Annotated in this window: 16 protein-coding genes and 1 tRNA gene; 8 read left to right on the top strand and 9 right to left on the bottom strand. The window is 65.3% G+C overall.

Translation table 11 applies throughout. From position 1 onward, the window contains the following. Positions 1–18: 18 nt before the first annotated feature. Genes QM615_RS01155 through QM615_RS01145 form a run of 3 tightly spaced genes read left to right on the top strand, consistent with a single transcriptional unit; the run spans position 19 to position 2,502 of the window. Positions 19–828 (top strand): DUF3097 domain-containing protein, encoded by an 810-nt coding sequence (locus QM615_RS01155; RefSeq protein ID WP_283347153.1) that lies wholly within the window; start codon positions 19–21, stop codon positions 826–828. Positions 829–882: 54 nt separating this feature from the next. Continuing rightward, the gene (locus QM615_RS01150; protein ID WP_032378478.1) at positions 883–1,314 is read left to right on the top strand and encodes an NfeD family protein; all 432 of its coding nucleotides are present in this window, start codon (positions 883–885) and stop codon (positions 1,312–1,314) included. A 3-nt stretch (positions 1,315–1,317) separates the two neighbouring features. Beyond that, the gene (locus tag QM615_RS01145) at positions 1,318–2,502 is read left to right on the top strand and encodes an SPFH domain-containing protein (RefSeq protein WP_068050491.1); all 1,185 of its coding nucleotides are present in this window, start codon (positions 1,318–1,320) and stop codon (positions 2,500–2,502) included. 12 nt (positions 2,503–2,514) lie between these two features. Here QM615_RS01145 and QM615_RS01140 read toward each other — a convergent pair whose 3' ends face one another. Genes QM615_RS01140 through QM615_RS01130 form a run of 3 tightly spaced genes read right to left on the bottom strand, consistent with a single transcriptional unit; the run spans position 2,515 to position 4,368 of the window. Further along, the gene (locus QM615_RS01140) at positions 2,515–3,024 is read right to left on the bottom strand and encodes a hypothetical protein (RefSeq protein WP_149405813.1); all 510 of its coding nucleotides are present in this window, start codon (positions 3,022–3,024) and stop codon (positions 2,515–2,517) included. Next, positions 3,021–3,620 (bottom strand): hypothetical protein, encoded by a 600-nt coding sequence (locus QM615_RS01135; protein WP_149405812.1) that lies wholly within the window; start codon positions 3,618–3,620, stop codon positions 3,021–3,023. Before QM615_RS01135 ends, QM615_RS01140 begins: the two co-directional genes overlap by 4 nt. Before the next feature lie 49 nt (positions 3,621–3,669). Then, positions 3,670–4,368 (bottom strand): TVP38/TMEM64 family protein, encoded by a 699-nt coding sequence (locus QM615_RS01130; RefSeq protein ID WP_149405811.1) that lies wholly within the window; start codon positions 4,366–4,368, stop codon positions 3,670–3,672. 170 nt (positions 4,369–4,538) lie between these two features. Here QM615_RS01130 and mutA point away from each other — a divergent pair, with 170 nt between their 5' ends. Genes mutA through meaB form a run of 3 tightly spaced genes read left to right on the top strand, consistent with a single transcriptional unit; the run spans position 4,539 to position 9,746 of the window. After that, positions 4,539–6,422 (top strand): methylmalonyl-CoA mutase small subunit, encoded by a 1,884-nt coding sequence (gene mutA, locus QM615_RS01125; RefSeq protein ID WP_149405810.1) that lies wholly within the window; start codon positions 4,539–4,541, stop codon positions 6,420–6,422. Position 6,423: 1 nt separating this feature from the next. Then, positions 6,424–8,709 carry a methylmalonyl-CoA mutase gene (gene scpA, locus QM615_RS01120; protein ID WP_149405809.1) on the top strand — a complete coding sequence of 762 codons (2,286 nt, stop codon included), beginning with the start codon at positions 6,424–6,426 and terminating at the stop codon, positions 8,707–8,709. A 2-nt stretch (positions 8,710–8,711) separates the two neighbouring features. After that, positions 8,712–9,746 (top strand): methylmalonyl Co-A mutase-associated GTPase MeaB, encoded by a 1,035-nt coding sequence (gene meaB, locus QM615_RS01115; RefSeq protein ID WP_262498332.1) that lies wholly within the window; start codon positions 8,712–8,714, stop codon positions 9,744–9,746. Here the strand turns inward: meaB and QM615_RS01110 are convergent. Both QM615_RS01110 and QM615_RS01105 read right to left on the bottom strand, forming a co-directional pair. Beyond that, positions 9,723–10,799 carry a nucleoside hydrolase gene (locus QM615_RS01110; protein ID WP_283346923.1) on the bottom strand — a complete coding sequence of 359 codons (1,077 nt, stop codon included), beginning with the start codon at positions 10,797–10,799 and terminating at the stop codon, positions 9,723–9,725. The genes meaB and QM615_RS01110 overlap by 24 nt on opposite strands. Further along, positions 10,796–11,266: an OsmC family protein gene (locus QM615_RS01105; RefSeq protein WP_283346922.1), complete on the bottom strand. Its 471-nt coding sequence runs from the start codon at positions 11,264–11,266 to the stop codon at positions 10,796–10,798. The genes QM615_RS01110 and QM615_RS01105 overlap by 4 nt, the downstream gene beginning before the upstream one ends. A gap of 287 nt (positions 11,267–11,553) precedes the next feature. Here QM615_RS01105 and proP point away from each other — a divergent pair, with 287 nt between their 5' ends. Further along, positions 11,554–12,963: a glycine betaine/L-proline transporter ProP gene (gene proP / locus QM615_RS01100; protein ID WP_283346921.1), complete on the top strand. Its 1,410-nt coding sequence runs from the start codon at positions 11,554–11,556 to the stop codon at positions 12,961–12,963. Positions 12,964–12,974: 11 nt separating this feature from the next. Here the strand turns inward: proP and QM615_RS01095 are convergent, their stop codons facing one another. The 4 genes from QM615_RS01095 to QM615_RS01080 form a co-directional block, all read right to left on the bottom strand. Next, entirely contained in the window at positions 12,975–14,240 is a 1,266-nt protein-coding gene (locus QM615_RS01095) for a saccharopine dehydrogenase family protein (protein WP_283346920.1), read from the bottom strand. A gap of 44 nt (positions 14,241–14,284) precedes the next feature. Continuing rightward, a complete protein-coding gene (locus QM615_RS01090; RefSeq protein ID WP_094670049.1) occupies positions 14,285–15,781 on the bottom strand; it encodes a glutamate-cysteine ligase family protein in 1,497 nt (498 codons plus the stop codon). Between the two features lie 105 nt (positions 15,782–15,886). Beyond that, positions 15,887–17,347: an SDR family NAD(P)-dependent oxidoreductase gene (locus tag QM615_RS01085; protein ID WP_283346919.1), complete on the bottom strand. Its 1,461-nt coding sequence runs from the start codon at positions 17,345–17,347 to the stop codon at positions 15,887–15,889. 146 nt (positions 17,348–17,493) lie between these two features. Further along, positions 17,494–17,579, bottom strand: a tRNA-Leu gene (locus QM615_RS01080). 204 nt (positions 17,580–17,783) lie between these two features. Between QM615_RS01080 and QM615_RS01075 the strand changes: the two genes are divergently transcribed. Next, positions 17,784–19,115 (top strand): M20/M25/M40 family metallo-hydrolase, encoded by a 1,332-nt coding sequence (locus QM615_RS01075; RefSeq protein WP_082898618.1) that lies wholly within the window; start codon positions 17,784–17,786, stop codon positions 19,113–19,115. The last annotated feature ends 9 nt before the right edge of the window (positions 19,116–19,124 follow it).

Genomic DNA, 19,124 nt, shown 5'->3' with positions numbered 1-19,124 from the left:
TTGGTCGCCGTGAACGACATGTACGGCGGAGACATTCTCAGAGGGCACAGTCGCATGCGCAAGGTTCCGGCACCGGAGGTGTCGGCCGACCGTGGATTGGTCGTCGAAGATGCCGGCACCGGGTACTGCGGTGCCGTGGTCGGCTTCGAGCGCACCTACGACGGAGATTTCGTCCGTCTCGAGGACGGTGCCCGTACGACGCGGCTGTTCGCCCTGCGCGAGGCAGCATTCCTGATCGACGGACGTCGGGTGACTCTGGTGCGTCCGAAGCCTGCCGCTGCAACGCCGCAGCAGACGCGCTCCGCGTCCGGGTCGACAAAAGTCGAGGGGCTGCGGGCACGGACGGCCCGTGCCAGCCGCATCTGGGTCGAGGGCGTGCACGACGCGGCCCTGGTGGAAAGTGTGTGGGGACACGATCTTCGGGTGGAGGGCGTGGTCGTCGAACATCTGGAGGGTCTGGACAATCTGGGGGAGCGGTTGGCCGATTTCGGTCCTGGCCCCGGCCGTCGCGTCGGAGTGCTGGTGGATCATCTGGTGACCGGGTCCAAGGAGTCGAAGCTGACGAGGTCGCTGGGTGAGCACGTGTTGGTCACCGGTCATCCGTTCATCGACGTCTGGGAAGCGGTGAAGCCTGCGGCCGTGGGAATCGCTGCGTGGCCGAAGATTCCGCGCGGCGAGGATTGGAAGACCGGGATCTGCCGAGAGCTGGGGTGGGGTATTCCCAGGGAGGGGTGGCGTCGGGTGTATTCGTCGGTGTCGAGCTTTCGGGATCTCGAGGCACCGTTGATCGGTGCCGTCGAACAATTGGTCGACTTCGTGACCGAGTAGGGCTGTGTCCAGCAACGCACCGGCAATTGTCCGATTCATGATTGTATGGAGGCTGTGGCAGCGATCATTTGGCTCATAGCGGCAGTGGTGCTCGCCGGTGCCGAGGCACTGACGGGCGACTTCTTTCTTCTGATGATTGCCGGCGGTGCGCTCGGCACTGCCGGTGTCTCTGCTCTGACGGATTTCCCGGTGTGGGCCGATGCGATCGTCTTCGGTGTCCTCTCACTGGCGTTGGTGCTCGGGTTGAGGCCGATTCTGTTGCGGCGCTTCGCGAATCCGCCCGATACCCCGATGGGCATGGCGGCGCTCACCGGTAAGAGTGCGGTCGTTCTCGAACAGGTCACTGCCCACGAAGGCCAGATCAAGCTCGGTGGTGAGGTGTGGACGGCTCGTCCTCTCGACGAGACCGAGGTCTATGCCCCTGGCACCACCGTGACCGTGATGGAAATTGACGGCGCTACCGCCGTCGTATGGAAGGGACCGTAGCCAGTGGAAGCACTCATCGCACTGGCTGTCATCGTCGCGTTCGTTGCGGTGTTGATGGCCAAGTCCATCTCGATCGTCCCGCAAGCCGAGGCCGCCGTCATCGAACGGCTGGGCCGCTACACACGCACCGTGTCCGGACAGCTCACGTTCCTCGTGCCGTTCGTCGACCGCATCCGCGCCAAGGTCGACCTGCGCGAGCGGGTCGTGTCGTTTCCCCCGCAGCCGGTGATCACCAAGGACAACCTGACCGTGTCGATCGACACCGTCGTGTACTTCCAGGTGACGAACCCGCAATCGGCCGTGTACGAGATCAACAACTACATCGTCGGCGTCGAGCAGTTGACGACCACCACACTGCGTAACGTCGTCGGCGGAATGACGCTGGAGGAGACGCTCACCTCGCGTGATTCGATCAACGGTCAACTCCGCGTCGTGCTGGACGAGGCGACCGGCCGCTGGGGTCTGCGAGTGGCCCGAGTGGAGCTCAAGAGCATCGATCCGCCGCCCTCGATCCAGGAATCGATGGAGAAGCAGATGAAGGCCGATCGCGAGAAGCGAGCGACCATCCTCACTGCCGAGGGCCATCGCGAATCAGCGATCAAGACCGCCGAGGGCGACAAGCAGAGTCGGATTCTCGCGGCAGAGGGTGGCAAGCAAGCGTCCATCCTCACCGCCGAGGGTGAGCGGCAGTCCCGCATCCTGCGGGCGCAGGGTGATCGAGCTGCGAAGTATCTCGAGGCCCAGGGCCAGGCCAAGGCCATCGAGAAGGTGTTCGGTGCCATCAAGGCCGGCAAGCCGACCCCCGAGTTGCTCGCGTACCAGTACATGCAGACCCTGCCGCAGATGGCGCAGGGCGATGCGAACAAGGTGTGGATGATTCCGAGCGATTTCGGCGATGCGCTCAAGGGCTTCGCCAAGACCCTCGGTGCGCCCGGCGAGGACGGTGTCTTCCGCTACGAGCCCAACGAGTCGGCGGGCAACGAGCCCAAGCCGGAGGACGACTCCGACGAGGTCGCCGAATGGTTCGAGACCAAGACCGATCCGGCGGTCGCCGAGGCGGTCAAGGCGGCAGAAGCAGTGGCGCGCAAGCCGGTCGACACGTCGCTGGCTGCGTCTCCCGAACTCTCCAAAGGGCTGGACCTCGGTGCCCTGGCGGCGTCACCCGAGGCGGAGCCGGAACAGCGCTGAGGTCCGCCCTGATCAGCTGATCAGGGCAGTTCCGACGCCGGCAGCGGCCAGGGCCCACAGCACGCTGGCGAAGGTGCCGATGATGAACTGTTCGGAGGCATGGGATTCGCGCAGTTCGGGATAGCGCGCGAGTCCCTTGACTGCCAGCACGATGGCGATCCCTTCCGGCCAACCGGCGAGAATCGACACGGCAACGGCCACGCGTTCGAGGATGCCGATGGTCAGTCCACCACGAAGCGGCTCGACCGGATCTTCTCCGGTCGAGTCGCTTCGTCGTCGTGCGACGCGAAAAACGGTGGGCACCATCGCTGTTCCACCCAAGGCCGCAGCGACGACGCTCAGGACCACTCCGATGGCGTGGCCGAGACCGTAGGCCGGTCCGGCGACAGTGGCCAGGACTGCCGCTGCCGCGAGCAGACTCGACGCGGCGGCGGTGGGCAACCATCGGCGAATTCCGGTGCCGGCGGGGACCGTAGCGGCGATTGCGGTCAGTGCAAGCAGTACGAGGGTGGCGACGATCATGACCGATGGCTTTCCGTCGTGTTCGCGGTGTCGAGCAAGCGAGTCGCCAGGATGCGGCCCGCGTTCTCGACGTGCCAGCCGGCTACCGAGAGTCGTTGCGACATGGCTTGTTTGCTGATCTTCAGTCGTTCGGCCGCGTCGGTCTGCGACAACCCACGAGCCATGAGTTCGACTGCTTCTCGGCCCTGGTCCGAGCGTCTGCCGACGAGCAGCGCAACCAGGGTCGATGCGGTCTCCGCATCCTCGGCGGCAGCGGCGTCGGGGCCGCTGACGGCGAGTGCAGCCGGTGCGTTCTTGGCTCTGGTCACGGCTTCCCGGGCTGCCTCGAACGCCGGTCCGCGTCCGGCGCGCGTGGTCTCGGGCAGCGGGAGTTCGACGGAGCCGATGCCGATGCCCACGCTCCAGTGCGGGGTGGATACCAGTTCGAGGGCGATCGAGACGACGATGGCGGCCTCCTCGCAGACGGCTTGCACTTCGTCTCCTGCGGTTCGCTCGAAGGGACGGATCAGCTCGTGGTCGCGGTAGCGATCGAGCAGTTCGGGTACGCGATCGATATCGCGCCTACTGCGGCGCTGGTCCACGGTCAGTACGAACATCGGACAAGGCTAGATCGTTGATGTGACCCAGTCAAGCTTCAAGGCTTGATTAGTCAGAATCAAGGTTCCCGGCCTGTCGACTGCCCGCGGGTGTGGGCTCGGGTCGCGAACCGCGCGACAGACGCCAATCCACGACCAGCCCACTGAGGCCGATCGCGATACAGACCGCGGACAGCACCAGCAGCGCCGGATGTGTCTCGCCCCCGATCGCTCCGCCGATCACGACGATTCCGAGAGTGCCCGGCAGCATCCCGACGGCCGTCGCCAGCGCGAACGGGACGGGCCGAACCGCCGACACGCCACACGCGTAGTTCACCACCGAGAACGGCACCGGCGCTATCAGGCGCAGAGAGCCGACGGCCAGCCATCCGCGCCGCCGCAGACTCTCGTCCACCGAATCCAGGACCGAGTGCGACATCCGCGCTGCCACGGCTTCTCGACCTATCGCGCGGACCAACAGCAGAGCCAGAATCGCACTGACCGTCGACGCGCCGATGGTGACCGCCAATCCGGTCAGGGGCCCGAACAGCACTCCTGCGCTGAGCGTGAACAGTGTTCTCGGGACGGGTGCGACGGTCACGATCGCGTGCACGCCGAAGAACACGAGCGGGAATGCCGGGCCGACTGAGACGCCCCAATCGCGAATCTGTTCGACACTCGGATGGGGAGCGAACACCGCCACGAGAGCGAAGACGGCAACAACCGCCAGCAGCGCGATCAGTCGAACGTCACGCAGGTGCCGGGTCACGAGAGACCAGCGTACCGGCGCGAGACGACACCTCGTTGTTTCGGCGAGTGCGAGAGCTGAGCCGTCCTACCGAACGTGAGGTGATCCTCACGATAACCTGCAAGGCGGTGGGGTTAGCATCACTTCAAGTCGGGCGCAGGACTACCCGCCGAACCGAGGGAGCAGCACACGTGTCCATCGCGTCGCACGAAGATGCCGCACGCAGCGCTCATGCGGCCTGGCAGAAGGCAGTGGCCGGTGTCCTGGCCAAATCTCGTCGGGTCGAGGTGGCCGATCTGCCCGCCGACGCCGAACATCTACTCGATTCGACGACGTACGACGGGGTCACCGTGTCCCCGCTGTACACCGCGTTCGACGAGCGCCCGGAAGGTCCACTGCCGGGGCAATTTCCCTACTTGCGGGGCCGCGACCCCCACCGCGACGTCAACGCCGGCTGGAAGGTGTGCACCCGCCACGGCTCGGTCCGCGGCGACGGTGCCGACGACGCGTCGACCCTCAACACGCAGATACTCGATTCCCTCTCCAACGGCACCAGCGCTCTGTGGTTGACGGTCGGCACCGGTGGTGTGGATCCGACTGCGCTCCCGGAGGTTCTCGGTGGAGTGTTTCTCGAGCTCGCACCGCTGACGCTCGATGCGCGCGGGGATGTTCGGGCAGCAGCTGCAGCAGTGTTCGGGGTGCTCGACTCGGCCGATATCGACGATCGCGCCGCAGTCGACATCCGACTCGGCGCGGCCACTCTCACAGCGCCGTTGGGTGGAACCGAGTCGATCGAGATGGACGAGGCACTCGAACTGGTTCGTGAATCGATCGGTCGCACCGAGACAGTTCGTGCGATCACCGTCGACGGCACCGTGTTCCACAATCTCGGAGGCGGCGACGCGCAGGAGCTCGGTGCTGCGATCGCCGCAGGCCTCGAGTACCTCCGGTCCATGACCGATGCCGGTATCGGCATCTCGGATGCCCTGAGACAGATCGAGTTCCGATTCTCCGCCACCGACGACCAGTTCCAGACCATCGCCAAGTTCCGGGCCGCTCGCACGTTGTGGGCGCGCATCGCGCAGGTCTGCGGAGCCCCCGACGCCGGTGACGCTCCTCAGCACGCGGTGACCTCGGAGGCGATGATGTCGCAGCGGGATCCGTGGGTGAACATGCTGCGGACCACGCTGGCGTCGTTCGGCGCGGGAGTCGGCGGTGCCGATGCGGTGACCGTGCTCCCGTTCGATGCGGCACTCGACGGCGGCGCAGCCGGGGTGTCGAAGACGTTCGCGGCACGCATCGCCCGGAACACCCAGCTGCTGCTGCTCGAAGAGGCGCATCTCGGACGGGTCCTGGATCCGGGTGCCGGGTCCTGGTACATCGAAGAACTGACCGCTGCGGTCGCCGCGAAGGCCTGGGAGTTCTTCCAGACCATCGAAGCGTCGGGCGGATTCCGTGCCGCTGTCGCCGACGGTTCGCTCGTGGCCGCGATCGAGAAGACCCGCGCCGAACGCGATTCCGACATCGCTCACCGAGTGACCCCGCTGACCGGCGTCAACGAATTTCCCAACCTGGCCGAGGCACCACTGACCCCGGAGCAGACCGAGCCGCAGGATTCGGCAACCGTGTACAGGTACGCCAGGGCTTTCGAAGCTTTGCGGGATCGCTCGGATGCTCATCTGGCTCAGCATGATTCAAGGCCGACCGTGCTTCTGGTACCGCTGGGCAGCGTTGCCGAACACAACGTCCGGACGACATTCGCGTCGAATCTGTTGGCGTCGGGCGGGATCGAGGCCGTCAACCCGGGTCCGCTGACCGTCGAGGCTGTTGCCGGAGCAGTGGAGGCGTCCGGAACTCACATAGCGGTGGTGTGTGGAACCGACAAGAGGTACACCGACGAGGCCGCCACTGCCGTGGAGGCACTGCGGGCAGCAGGCGTCACGCAGGTGCTGCTCGCCGGCCCCGAGAAGATCTTCACCGGCGTCGAGGGTGACTCGCGTCCCGATGGATTCCTGACCGCGAAGGTCGACGCCGTCGCCGTGCTGACCGAACTTCTCGACACCCTGGGAGCCTGAGATGAGCGAGCCTGAAGTGAATACCGACGAGCGCAGAATCTCGCACACCATCGGCAGTTTCGCCGAGGTGCCACTGGTCGATCCCGACGAGCCGACTCCGCCGCCGCCGTCGGCCGAGGACGTCGCCGCTCACGTGGAGAAGGGTGCGAAGGCCAACTTCTACACACCCGAGCAGGTGGTGTGGTCCACCCCCGAGGGCATCGACGTCAAGCCCGTCTTCACCGAGGCCGATCGAGCCGCCGCCGAGGCCGAGGGCTACCCGCTGCACAGTTACCCGGGTGCCCCGCCGTTCCTTCGCGGGCCGTATCCCACGATGTACGTCAACCAGCCGTGGACGATTCGTCAGTACGCGGGCTTCTCCACCGCCGCCGAGTCCAACGCGTTCTACCGTCGGAACCTCGCGGCCGGCCAGAAGGGTCTGTCGGTTGCGTTCGACCTGGCCACCCACCGCGGCTACGACTCCGATCACCCGCGAGTGCAGGGCGACGTCGGAATGGCCGGTGTCGCCATCGATTCCATCTACGACATGCGTCAGCTGTTCGACGGCATCGACCTGGGCAGCGTCTCGGTCTCGATGACCATGAACGGTGCGGTGCTGCCGATCCTGGCGCTGTACGTCGCGGCCGCCGAAGAGCAGGGCGTCGGGCCGGAGAAGCTCGCTGGCACCATCCAGAACGACATTCTCAAAGAGTTCATGGTGCGCAACACCTACATCTATCCGCCCAAGCCGTCGATGCGCATCATCTCGGACATCTTCGCGTACACCAGCGAGAAGATGCCCAAGTACAACTCGATCTCCATCTCCGGCTACCACATCCAAGAAGCCGGAGCCACTGCCGATCTCGAACTCGCGTACACCCTCGCCGACGGCGTCGAGTACATCCGGGCCGGTCTGGATGCGGGCATGGACATCGATACGTTCGCGCCGCGACTGTCGTTCTTCTGGGCCATCGGAATGAACTTCTTCATGGAGGTCGCCAAGCTGCGGGCCGGGCGTCTGCTGTGGGCCGAGCTCGTCCAACAGTTCGAGCCCAAGAGCGCCAAATCCCGTTCGCTGCGTACCCATTCGCAGACGTCGGGTTGGTCGTTGACGGCACAGGACGTGTTCAACAACGTCGCCCGCACCTGCGTGGAGGCGATGGCCGCAACCCAGGGCCACACCCAGTCGCTGCACACCAACGCCCTCGACGAGGCACTCGCCCTGCCGACGGACTTCTCGGCGCGGATAGCCCGCAACACCCAGCTGCTCATCGCTCAGGAGTCCAACACCGTTCGCCCGATCGATCCGTGGGGCGGCTCGCACTACGTCGAATGGCTCACCCACCAGCTCGCGAATCGGGCCCGGGCACACATCGCCGAGGTCGAGGAAGCAGGCGGCATGGCTCAGGCCATCGGCGAGGGCATCCCCAAGCTGCGCATCGAAGAGGCCGCGGCCCGCACGCAGGCGCGAATCGACTCCGGTCGTCAGCCCCTGGTGGGCGTCAACAAGTACGTGCCCGACGAGCCCGACACCATCGAGGTGCTCAAGGTCGAGAACTCCAAGGTTCGACGTGAGCAGATCGAGAAGCTCGAGCGGCTGCGGGCCGAGCGGGACACCGCCGAGGTCGAGGCCGCTCTGGCGAACCTGACCAGAGCTGCGGCGTCGGATCAGCCGGGGATGGAGAACAATCTGCTGGCCCTCGCCATCGACGCGGCACGCAAGATGGCCACCGTCGGCGAGATCTCCGACGCGCTCGAGAAGGTCTACGGGCGCCATCAGGCCGAAATCCGGACAATCAGTGGTGTGTATCGCGACGAGGCAGGCAAATCCGAGAACATCACCCGCGCCACCGCGCTGGTCGAGCAGTTCGCCGAGGACGAGGGCCGTCGGCCTCGCGTCCTGGTGTGCAAGATGGGTCAGGACGGACACGACCGCGGTCAGAAGGTGATCGCCACGGCGTTCGCGGACATCGGCTTCGACGTGGACGTCGGCCCTCTGTTCCAGACCCCCGAGGAGGTGGCCCGCCAGGCCGCCGACAACGACGTTCACGTCGTCGGAGTGTCGTCACTGGCGGCAGGCCACCTGACGCTGGTGCCCGCCCTGCGGCAGGCCTTGGCCGACGTCGGGCGCGAGGACATCATGATCGTCGTCGGTGGCGTCATCCCGCCCGGCGATTTCGACGAGCTGTACGCCGCGGGCGCCGCGGCGATCTTCCCTCCGGGCACCGTCATCGCCGACGCAGCGATCGGCCTGGTGGAGAAGCTGTCCGTTGCGCTCGGGCACGCACCACGCGAGGCCAACGCCTGAGCATGGGTTCTCCGAACGGCAACACGAGTTCCTCGACCGGTGCAGCGTCGCCGAGAGGCCGAATCATCGACATCGATGCGGTGGCCGACGCTGTCCGAGCGAACGAGCGATCCGGTTTGGCGCGTGCCATCACGCTGGTCGAGTCGACCCGATCGGATCATCGAGACCTGGCTCAGCAGTTGCTGCTGCGGGTTCTGCCCGATGCCGGTGGCTCCCATCGAGTCGGCATCACCGGCGTGCCGGGGGTCGGCAAATCGACCTTCATCGACGCGCTCGGAATGCGGTTGATCGAGAAGGGGCACCGAGTCGCGGTGCTGGCCGTCGACCCGTCGTCGACGCGGACCGGTGGCTCCATCCTGGGTGACAAGACCCGGATGTCGCGTCTCGCGGTGCAGGAGAACGCGTACATTCGGCCGTCTCCGACGTCGGGAACCTTGGGCGGGGTCGCACGTGCGACGCGGGAGACGATCGTGCTCCTCGAAGCAGCAGGCTTCGACGTCATTCTGGTCGAGACGGTGGGCGTCGGGCAGTCCGAGGTGACGGTCGCGAACATGGTCGACTGCTTCACGTTCCTGACGCTCGCGCGCACCGGAGATCAGTTGCAGGGCATCAAGAAGGGCGTTCTCGAACTCGCCGATCTGGTGGCCGTCAACAAGGCCGACGGCAAGCACGCGACCGACGCGAAGAACGCGGCGAGGGAGTTGGCGGGTGCGCTGCGGCTGATCTATCCGCACGACGCGATCTGGAAGCCCCCGGTGTTGACGATGAGCGCCATCGAGGGCACCGGTCTCGACGAGTACTGGGACACAGTGCTACGCCATCAGCAAGTGCTCAGCGACGCAGGCGAATTCGCCGAGAAGCGTCGCAAGCAGCAGGTCGATTGGACGTGGACGATGGTCAACGATCAACTGCTGCGCAGGCTGGCGCAGAATCCCTCCGTCAAGGCGATACGCGGCGACGTCGAAGCCCGGGTACGTGACGGTTCACTGACCGCCGCGCTGGCTGCGCAGGAACTACTCGACGCCTTCGATTCCTGAATCTGTCTCGGCGACCGGGATTGCGGGGTAGAGCCGGGCGGCGAGATCCCCGACACGCTCGATCAAGCGGTCGAAGAATGCCTCCGGGTCCGTACGAGTCGCGATCGCGGCATTCGGTTCTCGACCCCACATCCCGCGCCAGTCGGCCACTGTCGTTCCCCGTGTGAGGGTTCCGACGAGTTCGACGTCGACGGTCGCGTGCCGGTAGGTGGCGATGTCCGCGTCCAGCGCGACAGCGGCCGCAAACGGATCGTGCATGTGCGCCAGGAAGCCTTGATCGTGATCGCGATGGAATTCCAGGTAGAACCGCACCGCGTCGGAGAAGTGCCGCACGATCGGGTTCGACGCGATCGATCGGACACCCGGCGCATCGCTCGACGAGATCGATTCGGCCGGAACGCTTCCGGCGCGTTCGGCAAGACGCCGGATGTGTTCGGGGGTCATTTCGACGGTCTCGGTGATGTCGAGCGCGCAGACGATGGGATGGCGTTCCGGCGGTAGTCCGGAGAAGGCCGCGAACACCTCCGCGGCGGCCTCGGGGTCGACGGCGATGTTCCACTCGCTGGTCGGCGTCGTGTTGCCCTGGTGCTGAAATGCGCCGCCCATCAACACCAGTCGCTTCAACAGTCGAGGTAGCTCGGGATCCCGACGGATCGCCAGAGCGAGATTGGTCAGCGGACCGGTGACCAGTCCGGTGATCTCGCCCGGCCGCGAACGAACCAGCTCCACCCACATCGTGGTGGCGTCCCGGTCGGACAGCGGCCGCGTCGACACCATAAGCTCCGCGTACCCGATGCCCTGCGGACCGTGGGTGTCCTCGGTGGTCATCAGTGGTGCCACGAGGGGTACCTGTGCGCCGAGCGAGACCTCGACATCGCCCGCGCGGCACAGGTCGAGCCAGGCGAGATTGTTCGCGGCAACCTGGTTCACCGGCACATTGCCCGCGGTGGATGCGATGCCGAGGACCTCGGCATCCTCGCTGGCGAGCAAGTAGAGCAAGGCGAGAGAATCGTCGATTCCGGTGTCCACGTCGACGATCAAGGGGACGGTCACGACGCCACCTCCGTCGTCGGGGTGTGCCGCACCGGAAAGTTGACCGATCGCGCGATGAAGCACTTCGAAGACGCCGATGCGTGCAGTTTCTCGGCGCGCGGCACCATCGACGGGTCCACGACGGTCACGACCGGAGCGAGGGTGACCTCGACGAACTGACCCGAACCGTCGGATTGCTCGGTCATCACTCCGGTGGGGGAGTCGGTGTAGTCGGTGACGACCACTCCCGAGGCGGCGGCGAGCCCGAGGTACCACAGCATGTGGCAACTGGACAGCGAGGCGACGAGCATCTCCTCGGGATTCCAGCGTGTGGGGTTGCCGCGAAAGCTCGGATCGGAGCTCGCGTGGAGGTCGGGCTTGCCGGGTGCCGAGACGATGTGATCGCGGTCGTAGGCGGCGGCACCGGTGGTACCGACGCCGCGGTTGCCCGTCCAGTTCACCGTGAGTCCGTAGTTGTGGTTCGGCACCGGTCCATCCTGCCAGCTGTGCGTCGATCGGTGTCGTTGCCCCGAGACGGTCTCTGTCCGGATTGGCCGAATTGCTCCAATTGTCAACGTGGTGTGGCACATTCGACGTCCTGCCGTTCACCTGGAGGAACATCGGTAGACCGAGTTCGGTCGTTTGAAATCACATCGTTTGTCTGGCTAACGTTGCTGGAATGACCGTAGCCCGAGAGCCTGAGACAACCCCGCAGCACACGCGGTGGGGACATCGACACGTCCAGCTTCTTCGACGCGACGCGTTCACGAACCGAATGCGCAGGAAGCCGGCGCTCTCGCAGGAGAGCATCACCGTCGTCGATCAGCCGATGCTCAAGCGTGCGGTGTCGGCAGCTGCTCTCGGCAACACGATGGAGTGGTTCGACTTCGGTGTGTACGGCTACCTGGCCGCGACATTGGGCAAGGTGTTCTACCCCGACGCCACGCCCGCAGTGCAGCTCATCTCGACATTCGCCACGTTCGCGGCAGCGTTCGTCGTCCGTCCACTCGGAGGCCTGTTCTTCGGACCACTGGGGGACCGAATCGGGCGGCAGAAGGTACTCGCCGCGACGATGATCATGATGGCGATCGGCACGCTGGCCGTCGGACTCATCCCCAGTTACGCGACCATCGGGATCTGGGCACCGATTCTTCTACTCGTCGCGCGCCTGGTTCAAGGCTTTTCCACCGGCGGCGAGTACGGCGGTGCCACGACGTTCATCGCCGAGTACTCCCCGGACAAGCGTCGTGGTTTTCTCGGTAGTTGGCTCGACTTCGGCACTTTCGTCGGTTATGCCATGGGCTCGGGCTTGGTGACGATCCTCAACGCGGTGTTGGGTGACGCCACGATGGTCGAATGGGGCTGGCGCATACCGTTCTTCGTCGCAGGACCGATGGGTCTGATCGGGCTGTACCTGCGGCTCAAGCTGGAAGACACCCCTGCGTTCCGCAAACAACTCGACGAACACGACAGCAAGGTCAAGGCGCAGGAGAGCGGTCGGAGGTCGATCGGAAAGATCTTCACCGACCATTGGCGGGCTCTGTTGATCTGCATGGGAATCGTGTTGCTGTACAACGTGACCAACTACATGGTGACGTCGTATCTACCCACGTACTTCACCGAGGTCGTCGGCCGCAGTCAGCTCAGCGCCGACTTGCTCGTCCTGTCGGCGATGGTCGTCGTGGTGAGTGTCATCGTGGGTGTCGGCAGGCTGACCGATCGAATCGGCCGCAAACCGGTGTTCGTCTTCGGTGCCGTCGGACAGATCGTTCTGGCCGTGCCGTGCTTCCTGTTGCTGCGCAGCAGTGGGTGGCTGGGGCCGCTGATCGCATGCGTGCTGCTGGGCCTCGTCCTGGCCTGTTTCGCGGCACCGAGCGCATCGACGCTACCGGCCCTGTTTCCCACCCGGATTCGCTACGCGGCGCTGTCGATCGGGTTCAATCTGTCGGTGTCGATCTTCGGTGGTACGACGCCGCTGGTCACCTCTGCGTTGGTCAGCGCAACGGGTAGCCCGATGATCCCTGCGTACTACCTCGTCGTGAGCGGTGTTGTCGGCCTCGTCGCGGTCGGGTTTCTGCGCGAGTCCGCCACCCAACCGTTGGAAGGCTCACCGCCACAGGTCGACTCGACCGCGGAGGCCGAGGAGCTCTACACCGAGCTGTCCTCGGCCTCCCCGCGGTCGTAGTTCGCGGTCGATCAGTTCCGCTTGGCCCAGATCTCCATTCCGGCAGCATTGAGACGATCGACGAGAACGTCGCCGATCGCAGTGGCGGGAGTGAGAACTCCTGCGGCCTTCGGCAAGGCGTCGCCGCCGTACACGAGCGCGAGTGCCGACTCCGCCAGCATGACGGCGGTGGCCTTGTAGCCGGGGTCTCCCGAGGCCTTGACCCGGGCCCGGTAGCGAGCCCCCGACGTGGTGAGGGTGTACAGGTCGACCGTGAAATGTCCCTTCTCGCGGGCTTTTTCACTGGGGCCGGTGCCCGGCTTGGGCAGAATGCGGTCGAGCACCTTGGCCGGAAGCACAGTCATCGCAGACACGCCGACGAACAGCCCGGCAGACAGAGCACCGGCGAGGACAGGGCTGGCGAACGACGAGCCGACGCTCATCACCTCGCTGTAGCGAAACTGCTTGCCGTAGGCCCAGTCGCGGAGTGCATTGGTGCGCCGGACGACTCGTGTGTTGTACGAGGCCATCACGAAGGGAGCTTTCCAGCCACGCAGGCTCGGGTCGATCTTCTTGCCGTCGATCAGCACGGTGTCGAGTTGGCGACCGAGTTGCGGCTCGAGGCCGCGATCGGGACTGAGCGAGTACGGCCGCGCGGCGATGCGTCGGGCCCGCTTGTCCTTCTTCATCGCCTCGATCTGCCCGCGCAGCGAGTCGATGGTGCCGCCGCTGACCCCACCGGACATCGACGTCACCACCAGGGTCGTGTCGGTCAGCTCACCGGCGTTGTCTGCGGTGACGGCCTCGTACAGCGCGTGTACGCCGATGTCGGACGGGATGGAATCGAAGCCGCACGAGTGAACGATGCGGGCCCCGGTGCGCTGAGCGATCTCGTGGTTGGCATCGATGCTCTCGCGAGCGAACAGGACCTCGCCGGTGAGGTCGACGTAGTCCGTCCCGGCCTCGGCGCACGCCGTTGCCAATTCCAAGCCGTACTTGGCGTAGGGACCGACCGTGGTGATGACGACTCGGGTCGATCGGGCCATGGCCTCGAGCGATGCGAGGTCGGTTGCGTCGGCCTCGAGAACGGACCACTGCTGAGCCCTGGAGCCCAGTTCTTTCCTGGCGGCCTCCACCCTCGCCGTAGAGCGCCCTGCGAGGGCGATGCGGGTGTCTGCCGGTGCATGCTCGGCGAGGTACTTCGCCGTCAATTTCCCGACGAAGCCGGTGACGCCGTAGACGACGATGTCGTGAGTGCGATCGGGGCCGATGGTCGAGTCGGATGCAGGCGAATTCATACCAGCGACACTAACGCGGGTCACCCCGGCGAGTCGACGCGCCGTCAGTTCGTCCAGGTGTGCACGGGTTCTCCGGCATTCATGAGGGTGACGTAATCACCGAGCATTCCTGCGAGTGCGCGATCGCGCTTCTCACCGGCGCGTTCACGGGCGACGACGGCGTTGCGCTGCCATACCGAGCCGGACTGCTTGGCCAGGCACCGCGCCTCGATCACCCCCAGATAGCGGTCGCGGACCGCCGCGTCCACGCCGTAGGCGGCCAATCCGGCGTCGGCCAGGGGCAGCAGCCGACGCAGCACCAGTTCCTGCGGACTCACCCAGCCCACCTCGGGCCAGTAGAGCATCGAATCGAATCCGCCGCGGGCGGCGGAGTGCACGTTCTCCTCGGCGGCGTCGAACGACATCTGCGACCACAGCGGGCGGTCGGCATCGGCCAGCGCGCGGACGGTTCCGTAGTAGAACGCCGCGTCCGCGAGGGTGTCGACCACCGACGGTCCGGCCGGCAGAACGCGATTCTCGAGCCGGATGTGGTGGCCGTCGCCGGACCGGTCGTAGATCGGCCGGTTCCACCGGTAGACGGTTCCGTTGTGCATGCGCAGTTCGGACAGCGACGGTGTCTTGCCCTCGGCCAGCGCAGCCTTGGGATCCTCCTCGCTGCAGACGGGCAGCAACGCAGGGAAGTAGCGCGAATTCTCCTCGAAGAGATCGAAGATCGACGTGATCCAACGTTCGCCGAACCACACCCGCGGCCGGACTCCCTGATTCTTGAGCTCCTGCGGCCTGGTGTCGGTGGCCTGCTCGAACAACGGAATACGGGTCTCGTGCCACAGCGCGCGACCGGCGAAGAACGGCGAGTTGGCGGCGAGTGCCACCTGTACACCCGAAAGAGCTTGCGCTGCATTCCAATACGACGCGAACTCGTCCGGAGCCACCTGCAGGTGCAGCTGAACCGACGTACAGGCCGCCTCGGGCAGGATCGTGTCGGTCACGATGTCCAGGTCCTCGGCGGCGGCGGCACCCGGCAGCCGAACTCCGCCGATCTTCAGTTCGATGTCCTCGCCCCGCGCGGCGAAGATCTGCTGATTGAGCAGGTCGTAGCGCGGATTCGCCGAGAGCCACCGGTGCTCGAAGTGCTCCTCGTCCAGAGTCGGGAGCATGCCGATCATGGCGAGACGACTACCCGAGGTGCGGGCGCGTTCGTCCGCTGCGTTCAGCGACCTACGCAGGTCCGTCTCCAACTCGGCGATAGAGGCACCGCGCAGTGGCCGAGGGTCGACGTTGATCTCGATGTTGAACTGGCCGAGCTCGGTTTGATAGTCGGGATCGGCGATGGCGTCGAGCACCGCCGCGTTGGCCATCGACGGCTCCATGTCGTCGTCGACGAGATTGAGCTCGATCTCCATGCCGATCTGCGGTTCACCGACGTGGAAGGTCTCGTCGGCCAACATGATCGCGAGGGCATCGAGACAGTCCTGTACCTTCTGGCGAAACTCGTGCCTGTCCTGCCTGGTGAACTTACGGCGCTCGACGTCCTCGCCCATGGTGCCCGCCTATCGGTGCGTGAAGAAGGGCCGTTCGCTCGCGCGCAACGACTTCGGCTTACGAGTATCGCAGCCCACGTTCGCCGACGGGCACGCACGCGAAAATCACCAGGGCGACGGCTTGTAGTCCTTGAGGAACGAGCCGTACAGATCGACTCCGAGTTCGCCCTGCACGATCGGGTCGTACACCCGGGCGGCACCGTCGACCAGGTCGAGTGGAGCGTGGAAACCTTCGTCGGCGAGCCGCATCTTGGTGGGGTGTGGCCGTTCGTCGGTGATCCAGCCGGTGTCGACGGCCGTCATCAGGATTCCGCTCTCGAGCATCTCCTTCGCGCTGGTGCGCGTCAGCATGTTCAGCGCGGCCTTGGCCATGTTGGTGTGGGGGTGGCCCGGCCCCTTGTACGCGCGGCCGAACTGGCCTTCCATGGCCGAGACGTTCACCACGTACTTGCGCCGCGCGTCCGAGGCCTCCATCGCGGTGCGTAGCCGCGAGACCAGGATGAACGGTGCGACGGAGTTGCAGAGCTGCACCTCGAGCAGTTCCACCGGGTCGACCTGCTCGACGGTGTGGATCCAGCTGTTGGTCTCGGCGAGATCGGGTACCAGGCCGCCGGCATCGATGGCGAGTCCGCTCTCGATCCTCTCGGCCGTGACCGAGCCGGCGACCATGGCGAGCGAGGCCACGTCGTCCGCGCTCAGGGCAGCAGTCGATCGGCCGCCGATCGCGGTGGCGGGCAACGAGCTCGCCAGTGACGCGGGGTGCGCATCACTGGTCTTGCCGAACGTGATCCGCTCCGGTCCTGCGCCCTCGGTCAGGGCTGCGGGCAATGGTTCGGCCTCCGCATCGGCCAGTGCGCTGTAGGAACCGGGGGAGCGTTTGACGGTCTGTGCGGCGTTGTTGATCAGGATGTCCAGAGGTCCCTCGGCCGCGACCGAATCGGCAAGCGCCACAACCTGAGCCGGATCGCGAAGATCGATGCCGACGACGCGCAGACGGTGCAGCCACTGGTCACTGTCGTCCATCGCGGCGAAGCGACGCACGGCGTCGTTGGGAAAGCGAGTGGTGATCGTGGTGTGTGCACCGTCGCGCAGCAGTCGAAGTGCGATGTACATCCCGATCTTCGCCCGACCACCGGTCAGCAACGCCCGCCGGCCGGACAGATCGGTTCGCGCGTTGCGCTTGCCTCGATTGAGCGTCGCGCACTCCGGGCACAGCTGGTGATAGAACGAGTCGACGTGGGTGTAGCGCTGCTTGCAGATGTAGCAGGGACGAGCCTTGATCAACGTGCCTGCGATGTCTCCCTCGGCGCGGGAGGTCAGGGACAGTCCTGCGGTCTCGTCGTCGATTCGGTCCGGGGATCCGGTTGCGGTGGCGGCGACGACGGCACGGTCGGCCGCGTTGACGGCGTTGCGCGCCGCGACGCGTCGAGCACGCTTGAGATCTTTGAACATGGCACCGGATGCGCGCTGCACAGCGATCGAATCCGGATGGTTCTTGTCCAGCTCTGCGGCCTGCTTCAGCACGCGCAGGCACGTCTCGAGATCGGTCGGGTCGATCGCGTCCATCGTCGGTCTCCTAGCATCGGCCCCTTCGAGCCGAACGAAAGCGAGTGCAGAACGAAAAAGACCCCGATTCCGAAGAATCAGGGTCAGTTTCGTCTGTCTCAACTCAGATCTGTGAAAATCTTTGTCTGACTACATCTTTCAGACGGTGTCCGAGGGGGGACTTGAACCCCCACGTCCGTTAATAGGACACTAGCACCTCAAGCTAGCGCGTCTGCCATTCCGCCACTCGGACAAGTGCGACCTCTGCCGCATATTCTTTTGTTGCTTTCACAGCCGGCCGCTGTGTGCTGCGTAAGATTATCCGACGGGTTCCCGATAACCCAAATCCCCACGTCAGTTCATGCTCGAGGCCGTTTCTCATGGTGCCCGGAGCGGATTCTGGTGGTAGGAACGACGTGTGCCCAACGATGTGAGCAATCCCGGAAACACAACCGATATCGACGCCACCGTTGCCCTCGACGAAGTCGTGGATCTCGTCAGTTCCCTCATCCGGTTCGATACCTCGAACACGGGGGAGCTCGACACGACCGTCGGCGAGAAGGAATGCGCCGAGTGGGTGGCGAGCAAGCTCGAAGAGGTGGGCTACGAGACGGAGTACGTCGAGTCCGGTGCCCCGGGTCGAGGCAACGTGTTCGCGTGGCTGCGCGGAGCGGACTCCTCTCGCGGCGCGCTGCTGGTCCACGGACACCTGGATGTCGTACCGGCCGAACCCGCCGACTGGAGCGTGCATCCGTTCTCCGGGGCCGTCGAGGACGGTTACGTGTGGGGCCGAGGCGCGGTGGACATGAAGGACATGGTCGGCATGGCTCTCGCGCTGGCCCGCCAGTTCAAGTCCAACGGAACCGTCCCACCCCGCGACATCCTGTTCGCGTTCCTGGCGGACGAGGAGGCGGGCGGTAAGTACGGATCGCACTGGTTGGTCGACAACCGACCCGATCTGTTCGAGGGCGTCACCGAGGCGGTCGGCGAGGTCGGCGGGTTCTCGCTCACCGTCGCTCGTCCGGACGGCACCGAGAAGCGGCTCTACATGGTCGAGACGGCGGAGAAGAGCCTGGCGTGGATGCGGCTGACGGCCAAGGCCCGCGCCGGACACGGATCCTTCCTGCACGACGACAACGCCGTGACGTACCTCGCCGAGGCAGTGGCCAAACTGGGCAATCACACGTTTCCGCTGGTGCTCACCGAATCGGTCTCGCAATTTCTGCAGGCGGTCTCGGAGGAATCGGGTCTCGATTTCGACCCGACGTCACCGGACATCGACGGCACCCTGCTCAAACTCGGCAGCATCGCCCGCATCGTCGGAGCGACCCTTCGCGACACCGCGAACCCGACGATGCTCTCGGCCGGCTACAAGGCGAACGTGATTCCGCAGACGGCGACGGCAGTGGTGGACTGCCGAGTGCTGCCGGGGCGGCAGGCGGCCTTCGAGAAGGAGGTCGACGAGTTGATCGGCCCGAACGTCGAACGCGAATGGATCACGAAACTCGAACCGTACGAGACCACGTTCGACGGCGATCTCGTCGACGCGATGAACGACGCAGTCCTGGCACACGACCCGAACGGTCGAACCGTTCCCTACATGCTGTCCGGCGGAACCGACGCAAAAGCATTCGCGCGCATCGGTATTCGCTGCTTCGGCTTCGCTCCGCTGAAGTTGCCACCGGAACTGGATTTCGCGGCGTTGTTTCACGGCATCGACGAACGAGTACCCGTGGAATCGTTGGAGTTCGGTACACAGGTACTCGAACACTTCTTGCTGCACAGCTGATACGAAAGG

It is taken from the genome of Rhodococcus sp. IEGM 1341 (assembly GCF_030056895.1).
Classification (GTDB): Bacteria; Actinomycetota; Actinomycetes; order Mycobacteriales; family Mycobacteriaceae; genus Rhodococcoides.
The sequence above is the reverse complement of the archived record's forward strand: the minus strand, read 5'-3'. Positions and strand labels throughout refer to the sequence as shown.

Coding starts and splice junctions, on each gene's coding strand:
- QM615_RS01085 (WP_283346919.1), bottom strand. CDS start 17,347: ATGGACGCGATCGACCCGACCGATCTCGAGACGTGCCTGCGCGTGCTG.
- QM615_RS01095 (WP_283346920.1), bottom strand. CDS start 14,240: ATGAATTCGCCTGCATCCGACTCGACCATCGGCCCCGATCGCACTCAC.
- meaB (WP_262498332.1), top strand. CDS start 8,712: ATGGGTTCTCCGAACGGCAACACGAGTTCCTCGACCGGTGCAGCGTCG.
- QM615_RS01135 (WP_149405812.1), bottom strand. CDS start 3,620: ATGTTCGTACTGACCGTGGACCAGCGCCGCAGTAGGCGCGATATCGAT.
- scpA (WP_149405809.1), top strand. CDS start 6,424: ATGAGCGAGCCTGAAGTGAATACCGACGAGCGCAGAATCTCGCACACC.
- QM615_RS01090 (WP_094670049.1), bottom strand. CDS start 15,781: ATGGGCGAGGACGTCGAGCGCCGTAAGTTCACCAGGCAGGACAGGCAC.
- QM615_RS01140 (WP_149405813.1), bottom strand. CDS start 3,024: ATGATCGTCGCCACCCTCGTACTGCTTGCACTGACCGCAATCGCCGCT.
- QM615_RS01155 (WP_283347153.1), top strand. CDS start 19: ATGTACGGCGGAGACATTCTCAGAGGGCACAGTCGCATGCGCAAGGTT.
- proP (WP_283346921.1), top strand. CDS start 11,554: ATGCGCAGGAAGCCGGCGCTCTCGCAGGAGAGCATCACCGTCGTCGAT.